A 21,272-nucleotide genomic window follows, 5' to 3' on the forward strand; every position below is an offset into this window, starting at 1 on the left:
CAGCGCCCTAGCGTACAGCGATGCATGCCGTGCAATAGTACCAAAATGACTGTCTTTGCAGTAGGTTCCGCAAGCGAAACCAGTTCCAACGTGCGCGCCTGACTTTGGTTTCATTTCGTGGAAATGATGACAGGAACCATATTGATGAACGCCAGTTAAACGGGGTGGAATGAACAGGAGGGGACGACCTGTGAACTTAGTCGTCGTTTCGAATCGTGTTGCGCGCGGCAAACCCAACGAGCCCATGACGGGCGGCTTGGCTGCGGCATTGCTTCCCGTTGTGGAACATTCGGGTGCCATCTGGGTGGGGTCTTCCGGCCGCGTGCGTGACGGCCATCAGAAGGAGCCGTTTGCCGAGATCGAGGCGCTGGGTTCGGGCGCGATTGCGACGCTGGATCTGCCGGCGGCGCATTACGGCGGCTATTACGAAGGTTTTGCCAATTCGGCGTTGTGGCCGGCGCTGCATTCGCGCAGCGATCTGATCCGCGTTTCGCGCGAAGACTATGTCAGCTATCGCGAGGTCAACGCCTTCATGGCGCGCGCCTTGATGCGCTTCCGCAAGCCCCGGACCGCATTCTGGGTGCAGGACTATCATTTCCTCGCACTCGGTGCGGAGCTGCGCGATCTCGGCGTCGACGATCCGATCGGCTTCTTCCTGCACACGCCGTGGCCGGTGGCCGCGGTGACGCAGGGCGTGCCCAATCATCGCGAACTGATCACGGCGATGCTCGCCTACGATCTCATTGGCTTCCAGACCGAGGAGGATCGCCAGAATTTCCTTGGTTATGTCGCCGGCGAGCTCGGTCTCGTCATCGATGATGGTGTTGTGCTGTCGCAGCACGGCCGCACCCGCTGTGAAGTCTTCCCCATCGGCATCGATGCGGAGAAGTTCGCGCAGTATGCCGCCAAGTCCGCCTCGCATCCGGATGTGTCGCGGCTGCGCCGCAGCCTCAACGGCGAGCGTCTGGCGATCGGTGTCGACCGGCTCGACTATTCCAAGGGCCTCGTCAACCGCATCAGCGCGTTCGACCGGCTCTGGACCGAGCAGCCGCAATTCTTGCGCAGCATCTCGCTGCTCCAGATCGCCAATCCTTCGCGCGGTGCCATCGAGGCCTATGGCAATCTTCAGAACGAGGTCGCGCGTCTCGTCACCGACGTCAACGGCCGCCACGGCGAGGTGGACTGGACGCCGATCCGCTATCTCAACAAGGGCTTCAGCCAGGCCGTGCTCGCGGGGCTCTATCGCACCGCGCAGATCGGTGTGGTGACGCCGCTGCATGACGGCATGAACCTCGTCGCAAAGGAGTATGTCGCCGCGCAGAACCCGGCCGACCCCGGCGTGCTGGTGCTGTCGAAATTCGCCGGCGCGGCGAATGAGCTCGACACGGCGCTGCTGGTCAATCCGCACGACATCGACGCCATGGCACGCGCGATCGCGATCGCCGCCGCGATGCCGCTCACCGAGCGCAAGATGCGCTGGGACGCGATGATGAAGAAGCTGCGCGGCCATACCATCCAGCAATGGTCCGCCGATTTCGTCGCCGAGCTCGAAAAGTGCCGGATCGAGAAGGCCGCCGTCGCCCCGCTCGCAGCCCAGCCCCCGCAAGCGCTGCGCTGGTTGAAGTCGGCGATCTCGGGCGTGCGGTTGATTTAGCTTCCGTGAAGCTCGCTCTGATCTTCCCCCCTCCCACGAGGGGGGAAGGAAGAGATCGTCAATAGCAATACGACACGCCATCCAGAATCGCGCATTGCCGCTTGTTCGGCGCGTTGGGATCGTCCAGCGGCACCATGCCCTTGCCCTGGCCGACGAACACGCCGGGCCCGACATGCACCGAGCTCTTGTTGCCGATGATCACGCTCGGATGCGGCGACGAACTCGAGCGCGTCCCGTCCGGCCAGATAATGGCATCGCCCGAAAGCACCCCGCGCCGCCCGTCGTCGCAGCTGACGTCAACCCCTTGGCGGGCGCAGACCTGAGCCAGGGCCGGCCCGGCAAAGGCGGAGCCAAGGGCCGAAATCAGGCCCAGTGCGGCGATGGTCTTGCGGATGGTCATGGCGCCCCCGGTCGTGTTTGGCATTCTCAAATGAATCGTCGCGCCAAACCCGTCCTGGGTTCAGCCATCAGGCGGTTCCAAAACAGCCGCCGGCGCCAGATATTGTCGTTTAAATACAACATCTTACGGAAAATTCACCCGATTTTCTCGCGGTCTCTTGCAAAATCGCCGGCGCCCCTTCAAGAGAGGGCGCTCCGGAGAGATGGCCGAGTGGCTTAAGGCGCACGCTTGGAAAGCGTGTGTGCGGGAAACCGTACCGTGGGTTCGAATCCCACTCTCTCCGCCACCCCAACAAAAGCGTCTCGTACCGAAAGCTGGAGAGACCCCAAAAACCCTGCCGTTTTCCCGCTTTTCTGCGGGCGGAGAACTCGCAATCTTTGTCGGAGGGCCTTGATGAACCCCTGGAGAACCGAATTTTCTCCGAAACTTTGAACCCGCGAAATTGGTCTAGTACGGCATTTTCTCAGAAAATCAGTGAATTGATCGCGCCGCGGTTTGGATCTCTCTCGCTCAACCAACTGATGCTTGGGAAATTCTATTCATAAGCACCGGCCAGCGATTTCTGCGGCCTCCCTTGCTTCACAAGCACCCTTTTCGGCGGAAAATCTGACTCCGGCCGCCGGTCGTTCTTGAAATCGCTCAGCTTTTCGTTCGGCTGTTGTCACGACCCCCGTACAACCCGCGGGCGTTATCGCCGTTGTCTCGGCTAATCCAGATGTTCAACTAGCTGCGGTCCGGCGCGCAATATCCTCCTGATAGCCAATCCGCGACGGCCAAAAAGTCCCGCTGCGTCACCTACGAGATAACTCCGACGCTGAGCGAGTTAGTCCTCATCGCCTTCATGGGTGCTGGCGGAGGGCTTACGGATGGCCGTCAAGCTTGACAGCGAGGACGGCGAACGGGCGCGGCAACTGTGGCAGGAAGGGGGAAAGAAGCGTTCGTTGCGGAACGCGAGTGAGGGATACTCAGTTCGAGATGTCTCTCAGTAGAATCTCCGCTTGAGCGAGAACGGTCTGTACTGCCTCGTCCGAAAGGTCTGGCGGATAACCATATTTTTTGAGTATGCGTTTCACCAAGACACGCATACGGGCGCGAGCGCCTTCGCGCTGATGCCAATCGACGGTGACGTTGCTGCGCAACTGCTCCAGCAACTCATGCGCGATGACACGCAGTTTCTCGTTGCCCATGGCTTCCACCGCGCTCTCGTTTTCCGCGAGCGCCATGTAGAAGGCTACTTCTTCCTGGCTGAGGCCCATCTCCTCGCCACGCGCGCGAGAGGCTTTCATGTCCTTGGCGAGTTCGATCAGATCCTGAATCATCTCGGCGGCGGAAATGGCCCCCGCATGGTAGCGGGCGACCGCTTCCTCCAGCCTGTTGGAAAACGCCTTGCTTTCAACCAGATTGGTCTTTGAGCGGCTAACGATTTCGCCATTGAGCAGCTTCTTCAACGCTTCCAGCGCTAGGTTCTTCTTCTCCATCCTGCCGACTTCCATGAGGAATTCGTCGGATAAGATGGAAATGTCTGGGGACTGGATGCCTGCCACTTTCAGGATATCGATGATCTCGGACGATGCAACGGCACGATCAACGAGCTGCTGAACGGCGAAAGCCCGGCCCTTTTCACTGATCTTTCCGGTCGCCGTGGTCTTGGCCAGCGCTCCCCGGATTGCCTGGAAGAAGCCGACCTCATCGCGAATGACACGAGCCTCGTCGCTCGCAGAAGCAAGAGCGTAGGCTTTTGAAAGTTCCAGCACCATGTCCATAAAGCGGCGGTGCGCCCGCTTCTTTTCCTCGTCGGTCTTCTGAAGCGCGGCTTGAGCCTCCTGCCATTTCAGAACCCAATCGATAGCTCCGCCAAGGCAGATCAGGCGTTCGCGTGGTTGGCCGCTGATGCCGGGGCGATAATTAAAGCCATGGAACAGGTCGCGGATGACCTCGTACCGTTCCATCATCGCGGCAACGGCGGCGGATTCGTCAATGCCGGTCTTGTCGCGGTCGGAATCGGTGTATTGGCTAAGCGCGTGGCGAAGGTTCTGCGCGACGCCGATGTAATCGACCACCAGCCCGCCGGGCTTGTCCTTGAAAACACGGTTCACACGGGCAATTGCTTGCATAAGTCCGTGTCCGCGCATCGGCTTGTCGATGTACATCGTGTTCATGCATGGCGCGTCAAAACCGGTCAGCCACATATCGCAGACGATGACCAAGCGAAGCGGATCATCGGGATTGCGCGCACGCTTTGCCAGGTCGTCGCGGCGCTTCTTTGATCCAATATGTTGCTGCCATTCGAGCGGGTCTGACGCCGAGCCGGTCATCACGATCTTGACTGCGCCATTGGCATCGTCGGTCGAGTGCCAGTCCGGTCGCAAGGCGATGATGCGGTCATAGAGGGTGACACAGATTCGGCGGCTCATGCAGACGGCCATTGCCTTGCCGTTCATCGCCTCGATGCGCGCCTCAAGGTGCGCGACCATATCCTTTGCCACCTGCAACAACCGCTTTTCGGAACCCACCAAGGCTTCGACGGCTGACCATTTCGCCTTGAGCTTCTCCGCCTCGGTCAGCGATTCATCGTCGACCAGCGCCTCGATCTCGCTGTCGATCAGCGGCTTTTCATCGTCGCTCAGTTCGATCCGGGCCAGGCGGCTTTCATAGAAAATCGGCACGGTCGCGCCGTCTTCCACCGCGCGGCTTATATCGTAGATGTCGATATACTCGCCGAAGATCGCGGGCGTGTTGATGTCTGCTGCTTCAATCGGGGTGCCGGTAAAGCCGATGAACGATGCGTTCGGCATAGCCTGTCGGATATAGTGGGCATAGCCATAGTGCCTCAGGCCCGTTCTCTGGTCGAGCCGTGCCTCGAAACCATATTGGCTACGGTGCGCTTCATCCGCGATCACGATGATGTTGCGCCGGTCGGACAGCAGCGGGAAGCTTTCTTCGCCCTTCTCCGGCGAAAACTTCTGGACAGTGGTGAACAGCACGCCGCCCGCTGCCTTGTCGAGCAGCCGCTTGAGGTCGGCGCGGCTGTCCGCCTGCTCCGGCTTCTGGCGGATCAGGTCGCGGCACAGCCCGAAAGTGCCGAAGAGCTGATCGTCCAGATCATTTCGGTCGGTCAGCACGATGAGCGTCGGGTTTTCCAGCGCTTGCGATTTCACCGCCAGCCCGGCGAAGAACGCCATTAACAGGCTCTTGCCTGAACCCTGCGTATGCCAGATCACGCCGATCTTGCGGTCGCCGTTGGGCCGCGACGCTTCCACGGCCTGTCGCACTGCCTTCTGCGCGCCGTGGAACTGATGATAGCCGGCGATGATCTTGAACGGCCCTTCGCCCTTGTCACCAAATACGATGAAATCGCGGATTAGGGCCAGCAGGTTCTCACGGGTGAACAAGCCGCGCAGCAGGGTTTCCAACTCGGGTGTGCCCCGGTGGGCGAAATCTTCGCCGTCCACCGTCCGCCAGGGCATGAAGCGTTCAGCACTGGCGGTGATGGAGCCGATGCGCGCTTCCATGCTGTCCGATGTCACCAGAATGGCGTTGGTGCTGAACAAGGCAGGGATCTGATGCAGGTACGTCTGCAACTGATTGTAGGCGTCGGCAATCGTCGCATTCTGCGCGGCGGCGTTCTTCAATTCCAGCACGGCCAGCGGCATGCCGTTGACGAACAACACGATGTCCGGACGGCGACTGGTGCGGTTCTGCACGACGACGAACTGGTTTATCGCCAGCCAGTCGTTCGCGTCGGGGCGGTCAAGGTCAATCAGCCAAATCTTCGTGGCGGCAGTCTTGCCACTGTCGGCGCGATATTCGACATCGACGCCCTCGGTCAGCAGCTTGTGGATGCGTCGGTTTTCTTCGACCAAAGAGGGTAGCTCGCCGGTCAGCACGCGACGCAAGGCTTCCCCGCGCGCAGCTTTCGGTGCATCGGGGTTGACCCGAGCGATCGCCGCTTCCAGTCTGCTTGTCAGGATAACATCCCCAAAGGATCGGCGCTCTGGCGCAACTCCATCAGGCGCAATCACTGAACCGTGGAGGTAGGACCATCCAAGCTCTTGCAACGTTTCCAACGCAGCCAGTTCGACGATGTCTTCGGTAATGCTCAAGTGGCCTCTCCCGAAGGCTCTGCGTCCTGCAATGAGTAGGGCCGATTGTGAATTTTTCGCCAGTTTGCCTCGAACAATTCCAGTAAGTGCAGAGCGCATGTCTCTGCAACTGACTTGTTGACGCTGTTACTCAACAAGAACTTTCGGAATTCGAGCTTGAGGTTCGCCCGCGCAGCGTCCCGTTCGGGCCAATCGGTTCCGGCTGCGCGCTCATACAAGTTGATGATCTTTGGCGCCCACCCAGCCAGCAATTCGGCCGAGAATTCTCCCCCATGACCCAAAGTGCCTTGCAAAAGTCCGGTGATGACATCTGCTGAAATTTCGCCATTAGCTACCACACGCGGGACAGGTGGTGCCGAGATGGCTTCAGGTTGTTTCTGTTCTTCGGCCTGCATCTGCGGTCGCCGCAGTTCCAGTATCTGTGCTTCCAGCTCGCCGCGTCGCTCTTCCTCGATCACACGCGTTAGCCAATCGTTGCAGTATTTCGATGCACCGCCGGGATCGGGGAACAGATTGGCATGGTGAATGTTCATTTTTCGCAGCGTGTTCAGGCACTCAATGCGATGGTCGTTCGGAATGTGGATTTTCGCGATGAACCGAGCAACGTCCATCGGGTCGCTGGGGTCAATCACTTGGTTTTCGGTCAATTCATTCAGGATAGCGGACACTAGATTATCCCTACCGCTGGGCGTGATCGTAAACAGTCCAGCTTGATTGACCAGCCGCGCGTTTTCGTGATGCGTGGGTTCAAAGATGATTTCGGATAGGCTCTCGTCCGCTCGAATAGCGGTCATGTTCAGGCAGAAAACCGCGCGGGAGGGGTTGACCACCCCCTCAACATCCGGCTCATCGAAGGCGAAGAACAGCGCGACGTAGGGCGATTTCGTCCAGTCGATCAGTGGGGTTCGCAAGCCGTGATGCTGGCCGAAGGCCCAGATCTCCTGTTCGTCCAGATTGCTTACATCCAGCCCGCGCCCGCGCATGGCGAGGCGGAACTGACTTAGCAGACTAGCCTGATGTTCGGCAGGCACTGCCCCACCATCGAACAAACGGGCTAGCGTGGAGGACAGATGCCAGTTGCTCCCGGCTTGTCCGCGATAGACGATCTCTCCTTTAGCCTTGTTGTGATCGGGCGAGCGCATCGCCTCGATAAAGGTCTCCCAGCTTTCCACACGGCAGGCCGGGACCAGCCCGTCGATACTCACGTCGCCGATGGCATAGGTGGGGAAAAGGGGCAGCGAGCGAAAATAAGGATCGGTCATCAGGTCGCCTCAACATGCTGGGCAAGGCGGACCGCGCCGGACATCAGGCGGGGGAGTAGAAAGTCGCGGGTTTCCGCTAGGATATTGGTTTCCTCGACGGTAACCCGGATGCGGGCAAAAATTGGCTCGATAAGCGTTCCAAATTCCTTGTTTACGGCGTCAACCGCCGCGACAAACGGTACAGCTTTCATGTTGGCTTGATTCAACTTGGGTTGAACCGCTCCTGTTACGAACGGCGCAATATCGACAGTCTCAAAAAAGCACTTCAAGTGTTCGGTCGTAATACCCTTACCTCTCAAAACATGGGCGTGATTATTCACCCAGATTTTGCCCCAGACGTATTGAGTAAAAGGCTTGCCATCCGGTCTCACGACAGATCCGTCTTCCCCAATCAACAAAAGGACTTCGTCGAATAGGTGGGTATCAACATGTCCCATCACGCTCGTCGCTCCGTGATAGGGAATGCTACCTTTCCGTTCTTCCCTCTGGCGACTCGACAATGGAATCCTCTTGCTGTCCAAGATGTCCATCCAATCGCCGACCCGTGACAACCTCCATCCAACCGGCAAGCCATCATCCCCTAAGGCATCCGGGAAGAGGCCAGCGAGTTGGGCGGCGCGGTCGGGATTTGCGGTAACGTCGCCCATTATAGCTACGGGATCGGATTCGCCAGCCGCTTTCTTATGGACAGGGCCAAAATCGACAAACCAATCCCGAAAGATAGTCTGCGCCATCCCCTCCAGCGTCTCATTAATCCGCCGGTTGAGTTCGATCTTTTCCGTCAACGACAGATACATATCTCCGATAAATCGTTGCGTGGGCTTATCAGGCAACGGAATTTTCAGCTTGTCGAAATCCCCTTTCTTGAAATGAGGAATCAACGTGCCAACGTGCATATTTACGATGGCGCTCTGCACCTCATCGGAGCGCAATGCGGCAAACAGATAAGGGGGATATACCTTTCTAGGGTCCGCACGGACTGCCACCATGTCCTGAGCGATGCAAAAATTTACCGGATCGGGAGCCATGCAAACTTGGCCGGGCGAGCCTTTGCAGACAAAGATCAGGTCGCCGGGCAGTGGGTGTCCCCGAAACCACGTCGAGTAAGTCTGCTGATCCACATAGCGGATTTTCTCGAAAACCGGGTAGAGTGTGGAATTCTTTACGCAGTTCGTCGCGATCAGAGGCAGTCCGCTGTCAGCGGTTGGGCACGTTCGTCCACGATTGTCCACGATATTGGACAACAGGCTCATAAAGGGGACGCTGGTAGTCATGCCTGATCAATCAGTCCCAAGATATTGTCGATCTGGGTTTGTTTGTCCCGAGCTTGGTTCACGAGTTGCGAGAGTTGCGCTTTCAAAGCGGCAAAGCGTTCGGTGAAGGGCACGCCGTCGTCCTCTGTATCTTCCGCGCCGACATAGCGACCCGGCGTCAGGACGTGCCCATGCTTGCGGATTTCTTCCAAAGTCGCAGAGCGACAAAAGCCGGGTATGTCCTGATACTCGCCAAGCCCTGCCTCCGGCTTTGCCCGCCAGAGATGATAAGCACTGGTGATCGTGGCGATGTCGCTTTCTGAGAACTCTCGCCGGGTCCGGTCCACCATATGACCGAGGCTGCGAGCATCGATGAACAAGATTTCACCGCGCCGGTCGCGGTGGCCATTCGCGCTCTTGTCGCGCGCGAGGAACCACAGGCAGGCGGGAATCTGCGTGGAATAGAATAGCTGGCCCGGCAGCGCGACCATGCAATCCACAACGTCGCCCTCGATCATGGCCTTTCGGATTTCGCCTTCGCCCGAATGCTGGGATGACATCGATCCGTTGGCCAGGACGACGCCCGCAGTGCCGCGCGGGGCAAGATGGTGGATGATATGCTGAAGCCAGGCGAAGTTGGCGTTGCCTGCGGGCGGTGTGCCGTATTTCCAGCGGACATCGCCTTCAAGCTGGGGCTGCCACCAGTCCGAAATGTTGAACGGGGGATTCGCCATCGCATAATCAAACTTCAGCGTGGGGAAGGCGTCGTTGAGGAACGAGCCTTCGTTGTTCCACTTGATGTCCGCATCGATGCCGCGAACGGCCAGGTTCATCTTGCAGAGCTTCCACGTGGTGTGGTTGCGCTCCTGCCCATAGATGGCGATGTCGCTGCGGCGGCCTTGATGGTTCTCGACGAACCGTTCGGACTGCACGAACATCCCGCCCGATCCGCAAGCCGGATCGTAAACGCGGCCATTGTGCGGCTCCAGCATCTCGACGATGGCCTGGACGACCGAACGGGGCGTGAAGAACTCGCCGCCGCGCCGCCCTTCCGCACCCGCAAATTGGCTGATGAAATACTCATAGGCCCGGCCCAGCAAGTCCTTCGACTTGCCGTCGGCACTATGCATCCCGACCTTGGAAAACAGGTCGATCAGCTCGCCCAACATGGTCTTGTCGAGCTGCGGGCGGCCATACTCCTTGGGCAGCACGTCCTTGAGCACAGAGGCATTGGCGCGCTCAATGGAATCCATCGCATTGTCGATAAGGTTGCCGATGTCGCCCACGCGCTCCTTGCCGGTGCTAACATCGATAAAGGTGATCTGCGGGCGCTTTGCGTTGGCCTGCAAATTCTCCCACCGCGCTTCCTGTGGCACCCAGAAGACGTTTGACGCGAGATATTCTTCAGGGTCTTCTGGATCGGCGAATTCCTCCTGCAACAGCTTGGCGCGATGATGCTCGAATGCCTCGGAGATATATTTAAGGAATATTAGGCCAAGCGCGACGTGTTTGTATTCCGAAGGTTCAAGGTTTCCGCGAAGCTTGTCCGCTGCCTTAAACAACTCCGCTTCGAACCCAAGATCACTGCCACTATTACTTTGCGATGCCATTGAGTCGTATTCCCCCTGCTTGACAACGCATAGCTGAGGGAGCGGCCCGTGCGCAACTGGCCAGTACCTCTCTGGTCGAAAGTTGCGTAGCCGTGAGGCGGCGAGCCGAAGGCAGATCAGCTAGCTTAGCCAGCGCCGACCAAAGGTTGTGCTATCCCTTATCGTAGGGCTATGGCGCAAACGTAGTGATGATCACTATCGGTCGTGGCCCACCATGGCCCTGCTATGTGTGGGAAGCAGCCGGCATCCGACCTTCGACCCACCCTGATCGAGAGAGCCCAGCCAAGAATCGCCGCGAGTGCAGACATCATCTTGGACCTCTTAGCCCAACGCCGAACCCGCGAGCCGCCTGTCACGTAATTCCGAGATCACCCAGTCAATTGCCTGTGGCGGGCGCTCGCGAAGGGGATGGGCACTGGACGCGACGGGATCCAATCCGGGGCGATGCATCAAAAATAGAATATAATAACAATTTCAACTAGATATGGCGGAGAGGGCGGGATTCAAACTCTGTCGCTTCTCTCTTAGGTCAATAAAAAGTTCCATAACGTTCGATTTGCGAATGGGCCCGCCCAAGGCCGCTTCGAGCTTGGTAGGGCATTAACGGCTTTCGGCTTTCCGAGCGGATGAGCTGAAGAGAGCCTGCTGGTGGTCCCACTCAGCTGGGATGGATTTCAAGAGCTGCGACAGTTCAAGCCCGTCCGGCTGCAGCCCGTTCAGGATTGCTTCCGTGATGGACGGCGAGAGCAGGGTGAGCCGAAGCACCCGGCAGAGATAGGACTCGTTGATCTTCTCGGCCTTGGCGAGGTCTCGCACTGAGCTAAACAGGTTAGATTCAAGCATATTGCGCCAGCGATGGGCTCGCACCACGGCCTTGATCAGCGTGTTGTCGACCTGCGGCTTCGGCGGTGACCAGGCTTCCGCATTTGCGGGGGTCACAACGCGTTTGCGACCACCCTGCCGGTGGAACGAGATCGGGATACTCACCACCATTGTTCGTCCGTCCCGATTGAGCTTCGGTCGACCGATGGGGCCGAGGGTGAGGGTGGTCGGTCGGTTCATTCGGCGGCCTGCTGGAAGGGTTGCCGCTGTAATTCCGAGGAGAGCGAGGTCAGGCCCTGGATCTTCAGAGTGATATCCATCTGCTCGGCATGCATGTCGATGCGCTCGACGAGGAGCTCGACGATGCGGGCTTGCTCTGCCGGGAACAGTTCGTCCCAAAGCTCGTCAAAGCCGAGGAGCGCGCTCCGCACTTCAGCCTCGCTGACCTCAGCGGATTGTTTACGCAGAGCGCGCCAGGTCTGGACAATGACCTCAGGGGTTTGCAGGAGCACGCGGACCTGATCGATGATGATTCGCTCTAACTCGGCCGCCGGCACCAGCTTGACGGGGCAGTCCGATCTGCCCTGCTTCATTGCCGTTTGGCTGATGTAATATCGATAGAGGCGGCCGGATTTTCGCGTGTGTGTCGGGGACATCGCAGCGCCGTCGGGACCGAACAGAAGTCCTTTCAAGAGGGCAGGAGTCTGGGCGCGAGCATTGCCGGCGCGCTTGCGCGGGCTTTCCTTGAGAATGGTGTGAACCTGATCCCAGAGCTTGCGGTCGATAATCGGCTGGTGCTCGCCGGGATATGAAGTGCCTTTGTGAACCGCCTCGCCAAGGTAGACCCGGTTGTTAAGGATCTTGTACAGCACGCCCTTGTCTAAGAGATGGCCGTACCGGGTGCGTTCGTTGGCTGCGACAAGCTCGCGAGCCAGCCGGGTTGCGGATTTGAGTTGTACGAACCGCCGAAATATTGCTCTGACCCGTTCGGCGTCGACTTCGTGAACTAGCAGTTTGCGATCGCGGACTTCATAACCGAGTGGTGTCCAACCACCCATCCACTTGCCGCGCTTGCGAGAGGCGGCGACTTTGTCCCGGATCCGCTCGCCAATCAGCTCGCGCTCGAACTGGGCGAATGTCACCAGAATGTTCAATGCCATGCGGCCCATGGCATCCTTGGTGTTGAAGGATTGGGTGACGGAGACGAACGTCACCCCGTGGCGTTCGAACAGTTCGACCAGGTTGAGGAAGTCGAGCATCGACCGTGAAAGTCGGTCAATCTTGTAGACCACGATGACATCTATCTTGCGGGACTGGACAGCAGCAAGGAGTCGTTTCAAGGCCGGTCGCTCGAGACTGCCGCCCGAGAAGCCGCCATCATCGTAGCGATCTGAAACTGCGGTCCAGCCTTCTGCTCGTTGGCTCAAGATATAAGCTTCACAGGACTCTCTCTGGGCGTCGAGCGAATTGAAGTCCATGTCGAGCCCTTCCTCGCTCGACTTGCGGGTATATACCGCACAGCGAACCTTCCGGACGGAGGTGGGGCTTGAGTCTGCTCGCTCGAAGGGGTTCCCGAATGGGCTAGCTCGGCCCTTTGCCGGCTTGCGGGAAGTCATTTACCCACCGAGTTCTTTAAGCCGAAGAAGACCCAGCCATTCCATTTGGTGCCTGTGATCTGGCGGGCGACCGAGGAAAGGGATTTGTAGGGGCGGCCCAGATACTCGAAATCGTCGTGGCGAACGGTGACGCAGTGCTCCACGCCCTCCCATTCGCGGATCAGCTTCGTCCCGGCGACAGGCCGCAAAAGCGGCCGAGCCTTGCGATCCGCCGGCTTCTGATCGGCATACTGCTTGGCCATGGCTTTGAGCCGCTCGGTGGTTTCCCGGCTCAGGCCGCCATAGGCCAGTTCTTGGATTCGGTAGGCTAGTCGGCTCTCCAGAAAACGCCGGTTGTAGGCCGGTGGTTCAGTGTCGAAAAGCTCCCTCCAACGGGCTTTTAGAACGGGGGCGGGGGCACCCCTAAGGGCCGCCAGCTGGGTCAAAACGGTATCTTTCACCGCGCCTATTCTCTCGTGATTTGTCGGACATGACCCTCGACAGGCCCCGTACAGTCGAGCGGATTTTCTTCGTTGCGGGGCGATAAATGCCTGGACTTCCGGGCCAGAAGACGCTGAAGGCCGGCCGACAGGATGTCTGAAAGCTCAACAAGCCTTTCGATGGAGGTCGAATCACATGGTAAATTGGCCATCCCTAAGAGTGGGCGCCATCCCCTCCGTTTGTCAGGTGAACAACCTCATCTAGATTCGATTCGGTATATCGCCCAGCGAGGGTCTGAATGAATTCGTCAAAGTCCTGGTCATTGGAGCTCCGTAACGCTGCGGATGCGGCGCCGCGAGGATTGCCCGAGTTCTTCGAACGAGCCGTGAATGGACTGAGCCCGAAACCTGGTGGTCACGAAAGGGAGGAGGCCGAAGAGCGGCAGTGCAGGTGTGTGGAATGCGCCAAAGAAGGCGTCCAACAGCTGGCAGTCGTTTACAACAAGGATGTTATTCTCAGCAAAGACGCTCCGCGGGCAGCGGATGTCCTGCGCGAGATTGAGGAGATCCGAAGGGCCGCCGAATCGTTGCGGAATGCACTCTCGTCAGTGAACGACTTCACCAGGTTGGCCTTCAGCGATGTTGGCGGCTTTGCTCCTTCTCGTTGGCCGGAAGCCTCAGATCGCTGGGGCCGCGGGAAAGAAGAGCCAGACCTTTCGTGCGGCAGCGACGATTGGATCCAGGATCTCACGTCATTGGAGAGAAAGGCGCGCGCTGCTTCGAGTCGGTTTGAGGAGTCTAGGGGTCTCTCGAAGGGGGAGGTCGATAAGGGTGGTAATACAAACCTGTTCAAAGAATACCGCACTTCCGCGGAATACAACCTGGTTGTTCAGGGTTGGAATCTCTTTCAACGGTTTAGGCCCAACGAAGCAAAGGGTGGGGAAGGAAGCGATTTCTCTAACTTCCTAAGAGATGTTTATGCGTATGCCACTGGCCGTGACGCGGAGAGCTATTCCGGAGTGGCGAACTGGGTCAAGACGCTCGCGCGTCCGTTGCGCAGATTGGACGAGCTAGTCGCCCGCAGAGCGCAACTATATTCTGATTGGAAAGCGCTGGCACTCGATCCTGATGCCAGGCGATCTTTAGACAAGGAGATCGGCGTCGTAGTTTACCAAATCGCGTTCCAACAGCAGCATGTCTTGGACCTTAAGCTGGGTAAGAAGCCTCGTCGGTCTGAAGAGGGTAGTTGACCTGCAAGCTAAGACGAGACCCCGTACAACGATCTCGCAGCGGGCTCTTGTCCCAAGAGCTTTCGAGGCTCTTGTGGTTCGTTTCAGCTCGCTTGCATCCGCCGCCGGTCGGTCGAGCACGACGGTAGCGACGGCGGATGAATTGCGAGCTATGGGGCCTCGTCAAGCGCAAAGCCCGGTCCGAAAGGCACGAGGGCGACGAGCGGCGAACTGGATATCGTCGAAAGTAGGTGCTGACGCATGCGCGACCAGCGTAGCATGCGGGCCTAAACGGCGGGCGCGGCTCCGGTCGGCACGACTGTTTCGGTCTAGGAACGCCGCACTCGGTTTTGCCGGGGGCGTGTCGTTCCTATGACCTTCCAACGAGCGCTCACCAGTCGACATGGGAGAACGAGAGAACTATGGATGAACCGTTGCTAGCGAACGTCAGGAAATAGCTCGCGAAGCGAAGGCATGGGTCCTTCTGGCATTAGAACAGCGCGCGGGTAATTCGCACCGCGCTACCGCGCTAGCCGAAGGTTTGAAAAGTTAGGTTGACAAGGTTGACACGGTTGACAGTCGGGTTGACAGGGTGGGGGTGGCCAAAAGTCTGCCGGGGATGCTGTGGAGACCGGTCTCCCTGGTTCGTATGCAAATTTCTGGAATTAAATACAAAAAGCCACCGGCAACGAGGTTGTGGAGCGAGAGGGGGTGGGGGTGGTCAATTCCTCAACGGCCCTCACTTGGCGGACCGGCCCCACTCTCATTCAGGGATTTTTTTCCTGGTGGCGTGGATTTTTGGAGAGTGCCGTTCGGTGGTTGTGCAAGCCAATGTAACGGCAAAGGCAAAAAGCCCGCTCGTTCCGGTACTTAGCAAGGCCGACAATTGGATGTCTTGCCACGGATGTCGTCGCTGCGGCCAGATTTGACTATTTATTTCCAGCCGATCTGAACTCGCCACCTCGCGTGCAAAAACGGTCGCGAAATTAGGTAGGGGGAGGTCAGTCCCGGTCAGGCCAGGAAAATAGCGGTATCCTCGCAGTGCTTACAGTCTGCTCGAAAAACGGTTCATCGCGCTCATGATCTGCATGCGCGGCTCAACGTCTTGGAGATATATAGCGGTCTGAAGAAACGCGACCTCTGCCGCCTGGTTCGCTTCGTCCACATCGATGTACCAGGACCGCGGCCTTCCATCGGCGCCATCGCTCCAGCGATAGCCCCGTTTCTTCAACATATCCTTCAATTCAAATGGACAGTGCTCCGCCCAGATCCGAACAGTCTTGCGGCGAGCCCGTTCGAGCAGGATGGCGAAGGCGGATCGGTTGAGCTTTGGGATGTCCGACGCCAAGATCTCTATCAACGCCCTGCAATCGTCGATGGCGCGATGTGCTTGATGGAATAGACCGACGCCGGCCAAGAGGTATCCGAGGCGAGACCCATCAAAGCCGTGTTTTCGCCATTCGACTTCCGTCGCTGAGCATGCCCAGGGCTTTCGTTCAAAAGTGGGCCAGTACCGTTCCGCGAACTTTCGGTCGAAGTTTGCATTATGGGCAACGATAAGCACTGCATCCGAGACGAACGACGCAACGGCGTCTGGATCTATACGATGCCCGGACACCATTTCATCGGTGATCCCGGTGAGTTCGGTGATCTCCTCCGGGATCGGGATCGACGGTTCGTTGAAGGAGGAAAAGACGTCGGTTATGGCTGCTATTCTGTCGTTCGGCAGATAGGTGAATTTGACCATAGCAAGTTCGATGATTTCGTCCCGCGACGTATTAAGGCCGGTTGTCTCGACATCGATGAGAATGCCTGTCCTAGTAATTTGCCCGTTGTGAGCGAGAAATTCGCTTCGCGGGAGAAGCCTGCGGAGAACGCGGTAGTCAGGAGATCGAGCTAGCAGCTCGGCCATTCTTGCCAGATCGATACTTTCCAAGGACATGGTTCACGACCGTCAATTGCGGAAAGGCGCCGCTCCTGGCACGGGGTGTCTGAATGGGGTGAACTCGGGTCAATTACAAGCAGCAAGCAGCTTCGATCCATGGAGCACATCCAGAAGTGTGGGTGACGTTAAAATCACCAACAGACTGTCCGATACAATCTCACTAATGTCGACACGTTTCCCGCGGCGCAGGATCTCAATCCTCCTCGACGTCGCTCTTGTAGACTTTGTTCAGCTTTTTGAGCTCAATGCTGATGCTTCTTGCCTTCAAGGCCTCGTTCCGTGCAGCGAATAGTTTGATAAGGGAGGGCTTTAGCTCGCCGAAGTGTGCATGATGAAACTTCCGATGGCATCCTGGACATAGGGCCACAATATTTTCCGGAACATCCAAGCTGACCTCAAATTCCGCCTGGCACTGCATCGGGATCAAGTGGTGCGCCTCAACGAACGGCTTCTTGGTCTTGCGCGACGTGAAAGTCGCATGTCCCGGTTCAATCTCGCATTTATGACTCGCCGACTGAATTGCGATCGCTGCCATTTCGGGGTTGCGCTTGTACTTACCCGCTTGCTTTCCGTTGACTTTCGGAGGAGGAGGCAATCCACCCTCGGGCAATGACCTGCCTGGTTCAGAAGTCGCGATTTCGTTGGCGGCCTCTTGATAGTCGTCCGACGAGATCGATTCTAGATGGTCTAGTAGGTTAGGCCCCAGCTTCGCAATTAACTCGTCGTACAAATCCAGGATCTGAAGAAGGTCCGTTCGGAATTTGTCGCTAGAAACTTCGTCACCGACGCCATAGCGACGACTAACGATCGCGCCACTTTCGTAGCCTTTCCCTAGCGTGTTGGTCGCGGATAGGTGGAGCCGGCCGGCAATCAAATCTGCGGGAGACTGTAGGTTCTGGACAGCCAAACTAGCTACCTGGGCAATCTTCTTATTGCCAATCGTATCGCCAAATGCCTTCCGGTACTGAGTGAAACCTTGATTTAGGGACAGGAAACAATTCCGCATGTCCTGACTAAACAGCAAAACAACGTAGTAGCCGCGCTCGGTCGACGTCGTAATGTCGCGTCGCAGAATGGCGACCCAAGGGATATAAGCGAGAGTCCAGTTTATTTGACCGACTGATCCGTAGATCCGATACTTCTTTACGTCTCTTCCGGAGTCGGAAACGAACTGTTCAATAAGCTTAGGCAGGTCCTTCGTGACAATCGTATCGACGGGAAGCTCATTCCCAGACGTCAGTTTTCGCCTGAATTTTACCCCACCAACAATTTGCTCCGAGTTCGGAAGATAGTCCTTAAAAACTTGGTCGAGCTCAAGCATGCGCGTCCCCCTAGGATGATGCTACCACGGGAGGTGAGCTGTTGAACGCGACATAAGTATTGGGCGGTTGGCAACTGTTAGGTTATTGGCCGACTTCTTCCATAGCATTTCTTTCGCGTACGCTTGGGGTTGAGCGCCGCAAAGCTTGAATTGCGGTCGAGGGACGTATGTGCGGTGCAAAATCGTGGTTCGAATATTTTGACACCAAACGAGTAATTGCAGTTGCGGCCATCAATTTCTGGTTGCGGATGGCGTCTCATCTGTTATTGATTAACGATTTCAACAAGGTCGATAGTTGGCCACGCTGCGAAAAGACAGCAATCCGCGCGCGTGTACGGCGAAAAAATGCGGTTACTTCCTTTTCGGGAATGGGGCAGGGAAACAATTGTAGATGCTCGACGAGAGATTCTTCAAGCCAATTTCGGATCAAACTCCGTTTCGCCAGGGAGATGTCATTAGGCGCGATCCGATTGGATCGTCTCAACCGTCTTGGGGAGTCATCATTACCGCCGATTGCGATATAGCTCAGGAGAAGATGGGGGAGTTCTACACCTACTTGGTCGTTCGGAGCGCTCGCGACTATGTCGAGCAGGTATGGGCGGGCGAGGAGCTTCTGAAGCTCGCCGAACGTCACAGGCGTGTGGCAATAGAAGGGATACACGAGGCGGATCAGATCCGTGACGCTAATGCAATCCCACTGACAGCCGCCGACCTAACCGATTGGGCCGCAGCCGACGGTGCTACCGCGATATTGAATGCCATTGGGGTTTCCAACAACCGCGTCCGCTCCAGGTTGGAGGCTGCGATCGAAATCGCTCTAATCGCGAACCAGCAGACGAGCGAGAACGTTACGTCATTGCAATTGTTAAAGGCCTGCTGGTCTCGAGAAGGGAAGAAAGCCCCCGAGCAGAGCGGTGCTATTCGGAATGCTCTAAATCCTCGCCAAATGCGATCCGATTACATGCTTCTGCCGGCGCTGCCTGCCGAAAGGGAAGTCGGTTTCGTAGTTATGCTGCGAGACGTGAGGGCAATCCGATCGACCGAGCTCTTTATGAGCCGGCTCGATCGAAGGATCGGAGATGGTGATGACGCGACGATGTATCGTATCGGTAGATTCAGCGACTTCATCCGTTATGCGATAGCTCAACGAATGGCGACTCTCTTTTCGCGGATCGGTATGACCGAGCACTTCGAGTCGGAGAGCGAAGTGGCTGCAAATCTCATTTTGGAATCCATTCATTCAAGTACTGATGAGCGGTAAGATATGTTTAATGGCCTTGTCATCGATGAGCATGCCCTTCTCGCCCTAAGTTCTGCTGCGATAGAGAACGAGTGGTTCGATACCTTTCCACTGCCAGATATCACTGGACTCAAGCGGATCGAGCTGGATGATCTATGTTACATTCTTTCCAGTCGCGCCGACGAAAAATCACGCTTGTTGGTGATGCGTGCCGGCCCACAAGGTGTATTCGCGTCAGCGCGAAGCCCACGACATCTTTTTGATCGCATAGTGCATGTATCCCTCTCTCAGTTTGAGAACGGGATTAGTATTCCCGTAAAGTGGCGATCTTTTCACGAAGGGACATTGCTATCTGTTTACGCCCAGCCAGAGGCGATAGCTGTGAAGCAGCGCGCTTATTTTGAGCGGGCTCCGGACGATACAAGTCATCTCTACGCCTATGCTGTGACCGACAGTGTCGAGGAGTTCGCTAACGTTTCTCTCGATATTTCACTGTTTCGTCATGCCCTCGACAAATACTTGGATGCAGTTGTTGCTGCACCGCCCGTTGCGCCTCACGACGGTGGTGCTTTCGGCATTATTTTGACTGAGCCACTGGGAACGACTTTGGTCGGCGGACACAGCCTTAAGGAGTGGTATGGTACGAGGCTGACCGCCGAACAGCGCAGCTTCGTCGACCATGACCATAAGACGCCTGTGCGACTGAAGGGCGCTGCGGGTACCGGTAAAACGGTATCGCTCGCAGTAAAATGTTTGATCGATCTTTATAAATTCGAAGATGATGGGCGGGATGCGCGCGTAGCGTTCATTACGCATAGCGTTGCGCTCGCGCAAGATGTTATTCCAGGTATGTTTTCCGCACTGGATCCCTCCGGCCGCTGGCTTGAACTCACAAGAGCATCTCTATTTCTTGGCTCCATCTACGAATTGGCTCGCGATCTCTTGCAGTATGAACGCAAGTCGTTGAAGCCATTATCAACTGACGGACAAGAAGGACGGGAGTTCCAGGCGATCCTTATTGAAGATGCGATCAACACTTGCCTAAAGAAGACAAAGTTCGCTGTGCGCGACCTAGCCGCTTGCTCTGCTGATCTGGCTGCTTGGATAAAGGATCCGGCGCGGAGACGAGGGCTAGTACAAGAGTTGATAAACGAATTTGCATGCGTAATCGATGCTGAGAATATTCGAAAAGGAACGGCCGCCGCAGATTCGTACGTGAACGACAGGCGCGAGCCGTGGCAAATGCCGTTGCGTACCGAGCAAGATCGCCAGGTCGTTTTGGATATTCATGAACAGTACTGCTTAGAACTCGAACGCTCCAACGTCTTGAGTATGGATCAGATGATCGCCGATTTTAATAGGTATTTATTGACCCACGAATGGCGACAGCTGCGCGAAAAGAACGGTTTTGATCTGATCTTCGTCGACGAGTTTCACTATTTCAACCGCGCAGAGCGGATGACCTTACACAACTTGTTCCGCCGCAGCGCGATAACCGAGGGGCGTTTGCCCCTGTTCATGGCCTACGATTTGAAACAGGCCCCGACAGATGCATTCATGGGTCGTCTCCGTGAGGACGCCGGCAATATGTTCAAGAGCATAGGCGCTGGCGAGACGGAATTGGTGGAGCTAACCCAGGTATTTCGGTCCACGCCAGAAATTGCGAATTTTCTTAGGGATCTTGACGGCTCGTTCCCGGCATTGGATCTGGCAGGCGAGTGGGGAGCTTATTCTTCAAATTCGGTGGAGCCGCATGGTGATGTCCCCACTCTGGTAACCGCTTCGACTATCACAGGACTCGTTGATGACGTATTTAGGCAGGCGCAATCGGCAGCGAACCGACATGGTGGACGTCAAGTCGCAGTGCTGTGTCTGAACGACGATTTATTTGGGAAGTATCTTAAGCTTGGCCGAATTGCAGATAAATTTGTGCCGCTGACGTCGAGGGATGAGGTTGCGCAGCTGAAATATGCAGGAAAGAGGTGCGTGTTCAGTACTCCAGATTATGTTGCAGGTTTGCAGTTTCACACCGTATTTCTAATCAACGTGGACAGGGCAGATCTGCAGGATGATGACGGCATTGGTAAGCGAAGGCGGTTCGTCTCGCGGTGTTATCTCGGTGCAAGTAGGGCCAAAAAGGCTTTGCAGATTGTTTCTAACGCAGAGCGGGGCGGACCGGCCGACATTCTCGCGGGACCGCTAACGGCGGGGAGCCTCAAGCAAATAGTCTGATTGTCTCCAGTCTCGGAGATATGCAATTTGGAAGTTGCTTAGTCAGAAATGGTGATTCTCAGCCGCTGACCGACTTCTTCCATAACAACTGAACTGCGAATAGTCGAAGCCGACTCTAAGTTGAGCGTAGGGAGGCTGACCGGAGCGACGCTGGGCCAGCTTCGCC

General features: G+C 56.9%; 14 protein-coding genes and 1 tRNA gene. 5 read left to right on the top strand and 10 right to left on the bottom strand.

The genetic code is table 11. The annotated features are described in order from the left end of the window. The first annotated feature begins 190 nt into the window (after positions 1–190). Positions 191–1,654, top strand: coding sequence for a trehalose-6-phosphate synthase (locus tag AAFG50_RS01665; protein ID WP_028175323.1), 1,464 nt, complete (start codon positions 191–193; stop codon positions 1,652–1,654). A gap of 58 nt (positions 1,655–1,712) precedes the next feature. Here AAFG50_RS01665 and AAFG50_RS01670 read toward each other — a convergent pair whose 3' ends face one another. Next, positions 1,713–2,054, bottom strand: coding sequence for a hypothetical protein (locus AAFG50_RS01670; protein ID WP_028175322.1), 342 nt, complete (start codon positions 2,052–2,054; stop codon positions 1,713–1,715). Between the two features lie 196 nt (positions 2,055–2,250). On the opposite strand from AAFG50_RS01670, the gene AAFG50_RS01675 reads away from it, so the two are divergent. Beyond that, positions 2,251–2,340 (top strand) — tRNA-Ser (locus AAFG50_RS01675). A 679-nt stretch (positions 2,341–3,019) separates the two neighbouring features. Here AAFG50_RS01675 and AAFG50_RS01680 read toward each other — a convergent pair. From AAFG50_RS01680 to AAFG50_RS01710, 7 genes are all read right to left on the bottom strand, one after another. Beyond that, entirely contained in the window at positions 3,020–6,157 is a 3,138-nt protein-coding gene (locus AAFG50_RS01680; RefSeq protein WP_342714116.1) for a type I restriction endonuclease subunit R, read from the bottom strand. After that, the gene (locus AAFG50_RS01685) at positions 6,154–7,419 is read right to left on the bottom strand and encodes an FRG domain-containing protein (RefSeq protein ID WP_342714117.1); all 1,266 of its coding nucleotides are present in this window, start codon (positions 7,417–7,419) and stop codon (positions 6,154–6,156) included. Before AAFG50_RS01685 ends, AAFG50_RS01680 begins: the two co-directional genes overlap by 4 nt. Further along, positions 7,419–8,693: a restriction endonuclease subunit S gene (locus tag AAFG50_RS01690; RefSeq protein ID WP_342714118.1), complete on the bottom strand. Its 1,275-nt coding sequence runs from the start codon at positions 8,691–8,693 to the stop codon at positions 7,419–7,421. Before AAFG50_RS01690 ends, AAFG50_RS01685 begins: the two co-directional genes overlap by 1 nt. Next, entirely contained in the window at positions 8,690–10,282 is a 1,593-nt protein-coding gene (locus tag AAFG50_RS01695) for a class I SAM-dependent DNA methyltransferase (protein ID WP_342714119.1), read from the bottom strand. The genes AAFG50_RS01690 and AAFG50_RS01695 overlap by 4 nt, the downstream gene beginning before the upstream one ends. A 600-nt stretch (positions 10,283–10,882) precedes the next feature. Further along, complete coding sequence (locus tag AAFG50_RS01700; RefSeq protein ID WP_342714120.1) at positions 10,883–11,344, bottom strand: hypothetical protein; 462 nt, start codon at positions 11,342–11,344, stop codon at positions 10,883–10,885. Further along, positions 11,341–12,582, bottom strand: a complete 1,242-nt coding sequence (locus AAFG50_RS01705; protein ID WP_342714121.1) for a recombinase family protein — start codon at positions 12,580–12,582, stop codon at positions 11,341–11,343. The genes AAFG50_RS01700 and AAFG50_RS01705 overlap by 4 nt, the downstream gene beginning before the upstream one ends. 134 nt (positions 12,583–12,716) lie before the next feature. Then, complete coding sequence (locus AAFG50_RS01710; RefSeq protein ID WP_342714122.1) at positions 12,717–13,160, bottom strand: DUF2924 domain-containing protein; 444 nt, start codon at positions 13,158–13,160, stop codon at positions 12,717–12,719. Positions 13,161–13,438: 278 nt separating this feature from the next. On the opposite strand from AAFG50_RS01710, the gene AAFG50_RS01715 reads away from it, so the two are divergent. Further along, entirely contained in the window at positions 13,439–14,389 is a 951-nt protein-coding gene (locus AAFG50_RS01715; protein WP_342714123.1) for a hypothetical protein, read from the top strand. A gap of 1,024 nt (positions 14,390–15,413) precedes the next feature. Here the strand turns inward: AAFG50_RS01715 and AAFG50_RS01720 are convergent. Together AAFG50_RS01720 and AAFG50_RS01725 are read right to left on the bottom strand one after the other, a co-directional pair. Beyond that, positions 15,414–16,310 carry a 3'-5' exonuclease gene (locus AAFG50_RS01720; protein WP_342714124.1) on the bottom strand — a complete coding sequence of 299 codons (897 nt, stop codon included), beginning with the start codon at positions 16,308–16,310 and terminating at the stop codon, positions 15,414–15,416. Between the two features lie 196 nt (positions 16,311–16,506). Further along, complete coding sequence (locus tag AAFG50_RS01725) at positions 16,507–17,634, bottom strand: DUF3578 domain-containing protein (RefSeq protein WP_342714125.1); 1,128 nt, start codon at positions 17,632–17,634, stop codon at positions 16,507–16,509. A 391-nt stretch (positions 17,635–18,025) separates the two neighbouring features. Between AAFG50_RS01725 and AAFG50_RS01730 the strand changes: the two genes are divergently transcribed. Together AAFG50_RS01730 and AAFG50_RS01735 are read left to right on the top strand one after the other, a co-directional pair. Then, a complete protein-coding gene (locus AAFG50_RS01730; RefSeq protein ID WP_342714126.1) occupies positions 18,026–18,895 on the top strand; it encodes a hypothetical protein in 870 nt (289 codons plus the stop codon). Between the two features lie 3 nt (positions 18,896–18,898). Beyond that, on the top strand, positions 18,899–21,106 hold the full coding sequence (locus tag AAFG50_RS01735) for a UvrD-helicase domain-containing protein (protein WP_342714127.1): 2,208 nt from the start codon (positions 18,899–18,901) through the stop codon (positions 21,104–21,106). Positions 21,107–21,272: the final 166 nt, after the last annotated feature.

The sequence above is a fragment of the Bradyrhizobium sp. B039 genome, from assembly GCF_038965675.1.
Taxonomy (GTDB): Bacteria; Pseudomonadota; Alphaproteobacteria; order Rhizobiales; family Xanthobacteraceae; genus Bradyrhizobium; species Bradyrhizobium diazoefficiens.

Coding starts and splice junctions, on each gene's coding strand:
- AAFG50_RS01690 (WP_342714118.1), bottom strand. CDS start 8,693: ATGACTACCAGCGTCCCCTTTATGAGCCTGTTGTCCAATATCGTGGAC.
- AAFG50_RS01730 (WP_342714126.1), top strand. CDS start 18,026: ATGCTCGACGAGAGATTCTTCAAGCCAATTTCGGATCAAACTCCGTTT.
- AAFG50_RS01700 (WP_342714120.1), bottom strand. CDS start 11,344: ATGAACCGACCGACCACCCTCACCCTCGGCCCCATCGGTCGACCGAAG.
- AAFG50_RS01695 (WP_342714119.1), bottom strand. CDS start 10,282: ATGGCATCGCAAAGTAATAGTGGCAGTGATCTTGGGTTCGAAGCGGAG.
- AAFG50_RS01725 (WP_342714125.1), bottom strand. CDS start 17,634: ATGCTTGAGCTCGACCAAGTTTTTAAGGACTATCTTCCGAACTCGGAG.
- AAFG50_RS01720 (WP_342714124.1), bottom strand. CDS start 16,310: ATGTCCTTGGAAAGTATCGATCTGGCAAGAATGGCCGAGCTGCTAGCT.
- AAFG50_RS01685 (WP_342714117.1), bottom strand. CDS start 7,419: ATGACCGATCCTTATTTTCGCTCGCTGCCCCTTTTCCCCACCTATGCC.
- AAFG50_RS01670 (WP_028175322.1), bottom strand. CDS start 2,054: ATGACCATCCGCAAGACCATCGCCGCACTGGGCCTGATTTCGGCCCTT.
- AAFG50_RS01705 (WP_342714121.1), bottom strand. CDS start 12,582: ATGGACTTCAATTCGCTCGACGCCCAGAGAGAGTCCTGTGAAGCTTAT.
- AAFG50_RS01735 (WP_342714127.1), top strand. CDS start 18,899: ATGTTTAATGGCCTTGTCATCGATGAGCATGCCCTTCTCGCCCTAAGT.
- AAFG50_RS01715 (WP_342714123.1), top strand. CDS start 13,439: ATGAATTCGTCAAAGTCCTGGTCATTGGAGCTCCGTAACGCTGCGGAT.